Origin of the sequence: Psychrobacter sp. TB20-MNA-CIBAN-0197 (assembly GCF_040309765.1) — a bacterium.
In the GTDB taxonomy this organism is placed as follows: domain Bacteria; phylum Pseudomonadota; class Gammaproteobacteria; order Pseudomonadales; family Moraxellaceae; genus Psychrobacter; species Psychrobacter submarinus.
The window spans coordinates 1-274 of record NZ_JBEOPC010000554.1 but is presented as its reverse complement, the minus strand read 5'-3'; the positions used below and the strand labels follow the sequence as shown (position 1 = coordinate 274).

The 274-nt window shown below is 38.0% G+C and carries 1 protein-coding gene; it reads left to right on the top strand.

What is annotated here, in order from left to right:
- Positions 1–274 (top strand): alpha/beta hydrolase family protein (locus AAEY83_RS14930; protein ID WP_351060121.1); only part of this gene is annotated, 274 nt, incomplete at both ends.

Below are 274 nucleotides of genomic sequence, written 5' to 3'. Positions count from 1 at the left end.
CTTTGACGGTGAAGATTTACAAGGTGTATTAATAAAACCAGCGGGATATAAAAAAGGCGATAAAGTACCTGTGGTTGTGTATTTTTACCGTTACATGAGTCAACGCATGTTTGATTTTCCTAAAATGGAATTAAACCATCGCCCTAATTTCCCTATGTTTACCTCAAACGGTTATGCGGTATTTTTACCTGACATTCGTTTTGAAATAGGTCACCCGGGTAAATCGTCAACGCAAACCATGATCAACGCCACCCAAAAATTAATAGATTTAGGC